We start from the raw sequence: 9,487 nt of genomic DNA, 5'->3' as shown, positions 1-9,487 counted from the left end.
GTCCATCACCGCGACCCGCTCGCCCGCCCGGATATGATGGCCGATACCAGCCTCCTCGACTCCCGCCCCAAGCCGAGGCTGCTCGGCGATACCGGGCGTATCGCCGCGTTCCACCGCCCCGCCTCCGAGCCGGAGGGGGAGGGCGTGCTGCTGATCGCCTTCGCGCCGCTCGCCGCCCGCCGCGGCCCCTGGGACGAGGACTTCCTGGCCGGCTTCGGCGCCAGCCTGGTGACGCTGGTCGATTATCGCGGCTGCTGGTACCGCGCCGAGGAGATGGCGCAGCTGCTGCCGGCCTTGCGGGCGCTGGCGGCGCAGCACCGGCGGGTGGTGCTGCTGGGCGCGGGCATGGGCGGGCACGCGGCGCTGCGCCATGCGGCGGCGCTGCGGGCGGACCTGACGCTGGCCTTCTCCGCCCCCTATTCATTGGACCCGGAGATGCTGGGCGGGCTGCAGGGCCGCCAGCTGCGCCGCCACTACCAGGCTTGGCTGCATCGCGGCGTCCGCGTCCGGCCCGGCGACCTGCAGGGCCGCGTGCTGCTGTTCTTCGACCCGCTGATCGCCGAGGAAGCCCGGCAGGCGGCGCTGATCGAGGCCTGCGGCGATTGCCGCGCCGTGCCCTGTCCTGCCGCCGGCGCCGATTCGCTGCGCTTCGCCCGGCAGTCCGGCCTGCTGGAGGGGCTGCTGGCGCGCGCCCTGCGCAGCGCCACGGCGGATGCCGCCTCGGCCCGCCGGCTGCGCCGCCAGGGCCGCCGGCGCAGCGCCGATTATCTGGCCGGCATGGCGGCCAGGCTGCGCGGCCGCGGCCGGGCGGAGGCCGCGCTGCGGCTGCTGGGCCAGGCCCTGGCCGATGGCCAGCGGTCCAGCCTGCTGCGGCTGGAGCTGGCCAATGCCCTGCTGGAACGGGGCCAGCGCGGCCCCGCCGCCGATCTGCTGCGCGATTCGAAAGGCGCCGCCATGTCCCCGAGCTCCGCCGCCGCTGCCGACCTCGCCGAGGCCGAGCTGGACTCGCTCTGGGAGGCCTCGGCCCGGCTCGGCCTGCGGCCCGGCTTCCCGGCCAGCGCCAGCTTCCGCCCGCCGGCCGACGACCCGGCCTGGGCCGAGGTCGCGGGCTTCCTGGCCGGCCGCATCCGCCCCGGCGACCGCGTCCTGGCGCCACGCCCGTTGTGGAGCGGCCTGCTGGGCGGCGCCGGCCTGGCCGACCTGCCGGAGGCGGCCGGGCGCTACGACTGGGTGGTGGCGCATAAGGGCCGGCTGCGCCCCGAATACCTGGCCTTCTGGAAGCGGCTGCCGCTGCAGGCCGTGGCGGTCTTCGCCAATGCGGTCTTCGTGGTCTGGCAGGTGAAGCCCGCCCGGGGCATGGCCGACCTGGCCGCCACCCCGCATGTGCGCGCCTATGCCGCCCGGCTGCGCGCCATGGCGGCCGAGGTCGGCCAGCCGGAGCCTGGCTGGGCCCGGCTGTGGCGCCGGCTGCGCGGCGGCGCCACCAGCCTGCTGCCGCAGCCCGCCGCGGCGGCGCCCGACCCGGCCGGGATCCCCGGCCTGCCGGTGGCCCGCTTCGCCGACACGGCCCCGGCGCATGACACCGAGCGCAGCCATTTCCGCATGCCGCTGTTCCTGCTGCGGCCGCCGGCGGACCCGGCGCTGCCGCACCGTTTCGCGCCGCCCAGCATCGCGCGCCCGGTGTCGCAGCTCTGCACCGCCGCGCAGTTCGACGAGCCGGCCTATGCCCGGCTGGCGACGCGGCTGGGCATGCAGGCGATCGGCCGGCGGCACCGCAAGAACTGGGAATTCTGCTACATCCTGGCCGCCATCGAGGAGGCCGGGCTGCTGCAGCCGGGGCTGCGCGCCATCGGCTTCGGCACCGGGCGGGAGCCGCTGCCCTCGGCGCTGGCGGCCGCCGGCCTGCAGGTGCTGGCCACCGATGCGCCGCTGGAGCTGCAGGTGGCGCAGGGCTGGGCCCAGGGCGGCCAGCACAGCGCCGACGTGATGACGCTGCACCGGCCGAAGCTGCTGCCCAGGGCGCAGTTCATCCAGCGGGTGTCGCATCGCGGCGTCGACATGAACAACATCCCGGCCGACCTGACGGGCTTCGACATCGCCTGGTCGGCCTGCGCGCTGGAGCATCTGGGCTCGCTGAAGCACGGGCTGGACTTCATCGAGGCCAGCCTCGGCTGCCTGCGCCCGGGCGGGCTCGCCGTGCACACCACCGAGTTCAACCTGAGCTCGGAGACGGCGACCTTCGAGCACCCCGGCTGCTCGATCTACCGCAAGCCGGACATCGAGGGCTTTCTGGCGCGGATGCATGCCGCCGGGCACGAGGTTTTCCCGCTGAACCTGCATCCGGGCGAGAGCGAGCTGGATGCGGTGATCGACCTGCCGCCTTTCCTGCCGGCCGAGGGCAAGCCGCATCTGAAGCTGGAGCTGCGGCGCTTCGTCTCCACCTCGATCGGGCTGATGATCCGCAAGGGCCGCTGAGGCCCTCGCCTGCCGGGTGAGACCCTGGTCGCTCACGGAAACCGGAGCGGCATCGATCCCTGCCGCAACCATCACCCGGGATGATACCGGGTATTGGCGAAACCGGGCTGTCTCGCGGCCCGGCTTTCGGTCAATCAGGTTGCCGCAAGCAAAACGGATCACGCCAAAGAAGTCGCTTTATAAATTTCTGTAAACCTTCGGCGCGCCGTGGGGTGTTTTCCTGCGCCTCGAAGGCGGTTTGAAGACAGAAATTATCCTTTTAAAACAGAAATTTGATTCCAGACTGGCCGGGTCGTGGGCTTGCCTGGATGCGCGCGCGCACGCCCGAATATTTCGAGTCGATTCGGCGATTACTGATCCGGATTCTTGAAGGTTTTGTGACGGAAACGGATTTCTGGCGTCGCCCGACGGCGCGCGCCGCAACGACAGACCACGGGGGTGGGAGGAACGTCATGGATATCGGTGTGCCCTTGCGCGACCTCGGCACCGTCGAGGTGGCCGGCCTGCTCGACCGCATCGCCCGCCTGACCGAGGGCGACTGGACCGGCAATAATTTCCGCCGCGACGTGCTCGCCTCCGGCGTGCATTCCGCGACGGACAACATCCTGATGAAGACCGAATGGCATCCTTCGGCCAGCGGCACCGGGATCCGCCATTTCGAGGACCTGGTCTGGGTCTGGGCCCGCCAGCGCGGCGTGGCGCATGAGCCCTTCATGCCGATCGGCCGCGAGGATACCGACCTGTGGCCGGTCTACACCATGCCGGACTGGCTGGACTTCAAGGAGGTGCTGCAGCCGGTGATCGACCAGGCCATCGCCCCGCTCTACCGGCCGGGCGGCGTGGTGACGCGGCTGGCGCTGGTGCGGCTGAAGGGCGGCGGCGCCATCGCCCCGCATATCGACGGCCAGCCGATGGCGGCCCGCGCGCACCGCATCCACATCTCGCTGAGCAGCACGCCCTCGGTCGAGTACAAGATCGACGGCCGCAAGTTCACCATGCTCAAGGGCCATGCCTACGACTTCAACAACCGGGTGCGCCACTCGGTGAAGAACAAGGGCAAGGCCAACCGGATCAACCTGTTCGTCGACTACTACCCGGATCCGGGGCTGGTGCTGCGCAACCCGCTGGACGTGTCGAACCCCGTCCATGTGCCGCCGGCGCCGCTGCTGAACTGACGGCGCCCCCTGGTCCACGCCCCCGCTTTGGCCCGATAGTCGCGGTCAGGATGGGGGACGGATGCATGGCTGAACAGCCTGGCCGCGGCGAGCTGCTGCGGCGGATCGGCGCGCTGGCGGCGCCGACGACGCTGATCGCGGTGCTGCAGGCCACCGCCCAGCTGGCCGAGACGGTGCTGGCCGCGCGCCAGGGCACCGCGGCCCTGGCCGGCTGGGCCGTCGTCCTGCCTTTTTCTCTGTTGCTGCAGCAGATGTCGGCCGGCGCCATGGGCGGCGGGGTCGCCTCCGCCATCGCCCGGGCGCTCGGTGGCGGGCGGCGCGAGGAAGCCTCCTCCCTCGTGCTGCATGCGCTGCTGATCGCGCTGGTGGCCGGATTGCTCTTCGCCGTTCTGCTGGCCAGCTTCCCGCGGGCGCTGCTCGGGCTGATCGGCGGCGCGGCGGTGGCCGAGGCCGCCGCCCCCTATGCCATGTGGCTGTTCGGCGCCGGCGCGCTGCCGGCCTGGCTGGCCAATACCCTGGCCTCGGTGCTGCGCGGCGGGGGTCGGCATGCGCTCGCCGCGCGCGTGCTGACCGTGGCCTGGCTGGGCTTCCCGCTGCTGGGCTGGGCGCTGGCCGAGCCCTTGGGGCTGGGCCTGGCCGGGCTCGGCATCGGCTTCGCCCTGGTCTTCTGGGGCGCGGCCCTGGCCATGGCGGTGGTGGTGCTGCGCGGCGGCGCCGGCTTCATGCCGGTGCTGCGGGCGCGGCCGCAGCGGGCGCTGTTCGCGCGGATCCTGTCGGTCGGGCTGGTGGCCTGCGGCCTGGCGGCCATCGCCAACCTGACCACGGTCATGGTCACGCTGCAGCTGTCTTCCTATGGCCCGGTGGCGGTCGCCGCCTATGGCATCTCGGCGCGCCTCGAATTCCTGACCGTGCCGCTGGTCTTCGGCGTCGGCTCGGCGCTGACGGCGCTGGTCGGGCGCGCCACCGGGGCGGGGGACTGGGCGCTGGCGCGGCGCATCGCCTGGACCGGCGGCGGCATGGCGCTGCTGCTGGCCGGCTGCCTGGGCCTCGCGGTCGGGCTGATGCCCGGCGGCTTTGCCCGGCTGTTCACCCCGGACCCGGCGGTGCAGGCGCTGGCGGCGCGGGCCCTGGCCTTCACCGGCCCGGCCTTCGGCGGCTTCGGGCTGGGGATGGCGCTGTATTTCGCCTCGATGGGGGCGGGGAAGATGCGCTGGCCGATGGTCGCCGCCCTGTCGCGCTTCAGCATCGCGGTGGGCGGCGGCTGGCTGCTGGCCGGCGCCGGCATGGGGATGGAAGGCTACTTCCTCGCCGTGGCGCTGGGGATCACCGCCTATGGGCTGGTGACGGCGGCGTCCGTGCGGCCCGGGGTGTGGCGGGAGCGGAGCGCCGCCCCCGCCTAGATCAGGCTTTACATTCGCAAATCGAAATGATAAGCTCGCGCCATCATCACCCGAGCTAAGCCTGCGGCAGCATCCGCGCCCGCTGCCAGGCCATGGCCAGCACCACCGCCAGCAGCGCGCCGGCGGTGATGGCGACGCCCAGGTTGAAATCCCGCCCCAGCGTGTTGGCATAGAGGATGGCAACCAGCGCCCAGGCCACGGCCGCGGCGTACCAGGCCGAGCCGCGGGCGACCCAGAGCACGGTCAGCACCAGCCCGCCGCAGGCCAGCAGGATCAGCACGGCGGCCACCGTCAGCCCGGCGCCCTCGGCGGGGAAGAAGCCGCTGACCACGGCGGCGCCGGCGATATTGGCGAAGGTCGCGACCGACACCCAGCCGGCCAGCAGCCCGAGCAGCGGGCGCAGCAGCCAGCGCTCCACCCGCGGCGAGGGGGTGGCGCGGTGGTCGATGCGGCGGTTGACGAAGAAGGCCGAGAGCGCCGCCACCAGCACGCAGAGCATCACGGCGACCAGGTGCCAGCCGTTGAAGGTCAGCTGGCTGAGCAGCATCCACAGGATGGAGAAGCCGAAGGTCGCGGCCAGGGGCCAGCCGAGCCGGCGGGCGGCCTCCGACTCGCGGCCCATCGAGGGCAGCAGCTGCCAGATGCCCCAGGCGATGCTGAGGGCGAAGAGCAGGCTCCAGATGGTGAAGGCATAGCCGGCCGGGACCACGGGGGTCTGGCTGGCGGCGGACATCACCGCCTGGGTATGGCCGATGCCGAACAGCGGGGCCATGGCGCCGACCAGCGGCTGGGCCAGCGGCAGCAGGATATTCAGCAGGGTGCGCAGGTCGTTGCGGGTCATCGGCGCCTTTCCGGAACTGCTGACCTAACCCGCGAAGGCGGGCAGGGTTGGCATGGCGCCCTCCCTGCCCGCAGCGGCATCAGGCGGCGGCCTGGTGCGGCACGCCCTTCTCGTCGAGCAGGGTGGTCAGCTCGCCGTTCTGGAACATCTCCATCAGGATGTCGCAGCCGCCGACGAACTCGCCCTTCACATAGAGCTGGGGGATGGTCGGCCAGTTGGTGAAGGACTTGATGCCCTCGCGCAGCTCGCCATCCTCGAGCACGTTGACGCCCTTGAAGGGCACGCCGACGTGGCTGAGGATCTGCACCGAGCGGGCCGAGAAGCCGCACTGCGGGAAGACCGGGGTGCCCTTCATGTAGAGGACCACGGCGTTCTCGGAAATCTCGGCCTGGATGCGGTCGAAGACGGGGTTGCTCATGGGGGTTGTTCCTTCAGGGAGCCGAGGGAGGGGCGGAGGTCTGCAGGGCGAGGGCATGCAAGGCGCCGCCCATCCGGCCCTGCAGGGCCGCATAGACCAGCTGGTGCTGCTGCACGCGCGAACGCCCGCGGAAGGCCTCGGAGACGACGGTGGCGGCGTAGTGGTCGCCATCCCCCGCCAGGTCCTCGATGGTGACCTGGGCGTCGGGCAGGGCCGCCTTGATCAGGGCCTCGATTTCGACTGCGGGCATCCCCATGCGGGCTCTCCTGTCCGGTCTTAGCTTACTAGTCTCAGCTTACTGGGCCATCAGCGCCGGCAGGAAGCGCTCATGCGCCGCCCGCAGATCGCTCACCGATATGGCAAGGCTGCCCTCGACAACCAAGTCCCCCCCGCCCGAGCGGCCGATCCGCTGGGCCGGCACGCCGGCGGCGCGCGCCGCCTCCAGCAGGGTCAGGGCATCGGCGGTGGCGACCAGGTAGCGGCCCTGGTCCTCGCCATAGAACCAGGCATGGGCCGGGATGCCGGCGGGGGCGGCGGCCAGCGTCGCGCCGGCGGTGCCCTCCATCGCCATCTCGGCGGCGGCGACCAGCAGCCCGCCATCGGCCAGGTCGTGGCAGGCGGCGAGCCGGCCGGCCTGGATCTGGGCGCGGACGAAATCGCCATGGCGGCGCTCGGCGGCGAGGTCCACCGGCGGCGGCGCGCCGGTCTCCTGGCCAGCGATCTCGCGCAGCCAGAGCGACTGGCCGAGCCAGCCCTGGGTCTCGCCCAGCAGCACCAGCTCCAGCCCGGGGGCCAGGCCGTAGCCGATCGCCTTGCCGGCATCCTCGATCACGCCGACAGCGCCGATCGCGGGGGTGGGCAGGATGCCGCGGCCCTCGGTCTCATTGTAGAGCGAGACGTTGCCGGAGACGACCGGGAAGTCGAGCGCGGTGCAGGCGGCCGCCATGCCGCGCACGGCGGCGGCGAATTGCCCCATGATCTCCGGCTTCTCGGGATTGCCGAAATTCATGTTGTCGGTCACCGCCAGCGGCAGGGCGCCGGTCGCGGTGATGTTGCGCCAGGCCTCGGCGACGGCCTGCTTGCCGCCCTCCTCCGGGTCGGCCGCGCAGTAGCGCGGGGTGCAGTCGGTGGTCATGGCCAGCGCCCGCTTGCTGTCCTCGAGCCGGACGATGGCGGCGTCGGCCGCGCCCGGGCGCTTCACCGTCTGGCCGCCGACGGTGCTGTCATACTGGTCCCAGATCCAGCGGCGCGAGCAGAGGTCGGGCGAGCCGATCAGTTTTTCCAATGCCGCCTGCAGGCCGATGGGGTCGGCAACCGTCGCCGCGTCGAGCACCGGCTGCTTCGGGGTCTCGGCGGTCGGGCGGTGGTAGAGCGGGGCCTCGCTTTCCAGCGGGGCCAGCGGGATATCGGCCTCGAGCGCGCCATGGTGGCGGATGACGATGTGGCCGGTGTCGGTCAGATGGCCGATGACGGCGAAGTCCAGCTCCCACTTGGTGAAGATGGCCTCGGCCACATGCTCCTCGCCGGGCTTGAGCACCATCAGCATGCGCTCCTGGGACTCGGAGAGCATCATCTCATAGGCGGTCATGCCGGTCTCGCGCTGCGGGACCTTCTCCATGTTCAGCTCGATGCCGACGCCGCCCTTGCCGGCCATCTCGACGCTGGACGAGGTCAGGCCGGCCGCGCCCATGTCCTGGATGGCGACGATGACGTCGGTCGCCATCAGCTCCATGCAGGCCTCGATCAGCAGCTTTTCCGCATACGGGTCGCCGACCTGGACGGTCGGGCGCTTTTCCTCGGAATCCGCGCTGAACTCGGCGGAGGACATGGTGGCGCCGTGGATGCCGTCGCGGCCGGTCTTGGAGCCGACATAGACCACCGGATTGCCCACGCCGGCGGCAGCGGAAAGAAAAATCTTGTCGGTGCGGGCGATGCCGACGGTCATGGCATTGACCAGCGGGTTGCCGTTGTAGGCGGGGTGGAAATTCACCTCGCCGCCCACGGTGGGCACGCCCACGCAATTGCCGTAGCCGCCGATGCCGCGCACCACGCCGTCCAGCACCTGGCGGGTCTTGGGCAGCGACGGGTCGCCGAAGCGCAGCGCGTTCAGATTGGCGATCGGCCGCGCGCCCATGGTGAAGACGTCGCGCAGAATGCCGCCCACGCCGGTCGCCGCCCCCTGGTAGGGCTCGATGAAGCTGGGGTGGTTGTGGCTTTCCATCTTGAAGATGGCGGCCAGGCCCTCGCCGATGTCGATGACGCCGGCATTCTCGCCCGGGCCGTGGATGACCCAGGGCGCCTTGGTCGGCAGCTGGCGCAGCCAGACGCGGCTGGACTTGTAGGAGCAATGCTCCGACCACATCACCGAGAAGATGCCGAGCTCGGTGAGGGAGGGCGCGCGGCCGAGGATGGCCAGCACGCGGTCATACTCGTCCGGCTTCAGGCCGAATTCGGCGGCGAGCTGCTGGGCGCGTTCGGGAGCGAGGAGGGCGGGGGTCGTGCTGGACATGGACGGCTTTTCGACAGGGCGGGCGCCGTTGTCCAGTGCTGGTTTGGTCATGGCCACCCCCAGCAGACGGTACGGCTGATGCGGGTCCGGCCGAGGGCCGCCCGCAACAGGGAGGTTAGCGCGGAAAGCCGCGGTTTCCAGGGGGTGGCGGGGGCGCGGCGGCGCCTGAAGCGGGGCTCGATGGCCGGGTTCGCCGCAGGCTGCGCCCCGGCGGCCGCGGCGATGCGGGTGGCCTCGATCAGATGGATGCAGCTTTCGGACAAATCCGGGTCCGGCATCAGCCAAGGGGGCGCGCGCAAGGCGGAACGCAGGCCGATGCGGCGGATCAGCACGACCAGCGGCTGGCCGAGGATGCGGTGGGCGCGGCGGGTGGCGCGGACGATGAAATGCTCGATGGCGCGCAGCGGATGTTTCGGCGCGGCGTCGGCCAGGGCCACCAGCAGGCGCGGCCAGAGGCCGGCATGGGTCAGGCGGCGGAAATAGCGGGCGACGGTGTCAGCATTGCCAAACCGCTCCGGCAGCAGGCGCCAGGGGTCGCGGCTGACGGCCAGGGCGAAGATGCCGTCCATGCGCTGGCGCAGGTCGGCGATGGGCCGGCCTTGCGGCGAGCGGTGCAGCAGATAGGGGAGGAGCGCGGCCCATTCCAGGTCCGTCATCGGGGCCCAGGGG

The 9,487-nt window shown here is 71.8% G+C and carries 8 protein-coding genes; 3 read left to right on the top strand and 5 right to left on the bottom strand.

From position 1 onward, the window contains the following. The 3 genes from GVN67_RS26160 to GVN67_RS26150 all read left to right on the top strand — a co-directional run. Positions 1 to 2,475: hypothetical protein (locus GVN67_RS26160; RefSeq protein ID WP_235035510.1), on the top strand; the 2,475-nt coding region annotated here is incomplete at its 5' end. A gap of 452 nt (positions 2,476 to 2,927) precedes the next feature. After that, positions 2,928 to 3,650 carry an aspartyl/asparaginyl beta-hydroxylase domain-containing protein gene (locus GVN67_RS26155; protein WP_160000261.1) on the top strand — a complete coding sequence of 241 codons (723 nt, stop codon included), beginning with the start codon at positions 2,928 to 2,930 and terminating at the stop codon, positions 3,648 to 3,650. Positions 3,651 to 3,715: 65 nt separating this feature from the next. Continuing rightward, a complete protein-coding gene (locus tag GVN67_RS26150; RefSeq protein ID WP_200845401.1) occupies positions 3,716 to 5,050 on the top strand; it encodes an MATE family efflux transporter in 1,335 nt (444 codons plus the stop codon). Positions 5,051 to 5,105: 55 nt separating this feature from the next. On the opposite strand, the gene GVN67_RS26145 is transcribed toward GVN67_RS26150, so the two are convergent. The 5 genes from GVN67_RS26145 to GVN67_RS26125 form a co-directional block, all read right to left on the bottom strand. Continuing rightward, entirely contained in the window at positions 5,106 to 5,891 is a 786-nt protein-coding gene (locus tag GVN67_RS26145; RefSeq protein WP_160000259.1) for a hypothetical protein, read from the bottom strand. Between the two features lie 79 nt (positions 5,892 to 5,970). Then, entirely contained in the window at positions 5,971 to 6,309 is a 339-nt protein-coding gene (gene grxD / locus GVN67_RS26140; RefSeq protein ID WP_160000258.1) for a Grx4 family monothiol glutaredoxin, read from the bottom strand. 13 nt (positions 6,310 to 6,322) lie between these two features. Continuing rightward, entirely contained in the window at positions 6,323 to 6,565 is a 243-nt protein-coding gene (locus GVN67_RS26135) for a BolA family protein (protein ID WP_160000257.1), read from the bottom strand. 39 nt (positions 6,566 to 6,604) lie between these two features. Next, on the bottom strand, positions 6,605 to 8,818 hold the full coding sequence (purL, locus tag GVN67_RS26130; protein ID WP_160000256.1) for a phosphoribosylformylglycinamidine synthase subunit PurL: 2,214 nt from the start codon (positions 8,816 to 8,818) through the stop codon (positions 6,605 to 6,607). A 47-nt stretch (positions 8,819 to 8,865) separates the two neighbouring features. Continuing rightward, the coding region (locus GVN67_RS26125) for a transposase (RefSeq protein WP_235035508.1) at positions 8,866 to 9,487 on the bottom strand (622 nt) is incomplete at its 5' end.

The organism is Roseomonas sp. 18066, assembly GCF_902706185.1.
GTDB lineage: Bacteria > Pseudomonadota > Alphaproteobacteria > Acetobacterales > Acetobacteraceae > Pseudoroseomonas.
This window is presented reverse-complemented; position numbering and strand designations above follow the sequence as displayed.

Bases quoted from the DNA above. Each gene is read 5' to 3' on its own strand.
- grxD (WP_160000258.1), bottom strand. From the start codon at position 6,309: ATGAGCAACCCCGTCTTCGACCGCATCCAGGCCGAGATTTCCGAGAAC.
- GVN67_RS26135 (WP_160000257.1), bottom strand. From the start codon at position 6,565: ATGGGGATGCCCGCAGTCGAAATCGAGGCCCTGATCAAGGCGGCCCTG.
- GVN67_RS26150 (WP_200845401.1), top strand. From the start codon at position 3,716: ATGGCTGAACAGCCTGGCCGCGGCGAGCTGCTGCGGCGGATCGGCGCG.
- purL (WP_160000256.1), bottom strand. From the start codon at position 8,818: ATGTCCAGCACGACCCCCGCCCTCCTCGCTCCCGAACGCGCCCAGCAG.
- GVN67_RS26145 (WP_160000259.1), bottom strand. From the start codon at position 5,891: ATGACCCGCAACGACCTGCGCACCCTGCTGAATATCCTGCTGCCGCTG.
- GVN67_RS26155 (WP_160000261.1), top strand. From the start codon at position 2,928: ATGGATATCGGTGTGCCCTTGCGCGACCTCGGCACCGTCGAGGTGGCC.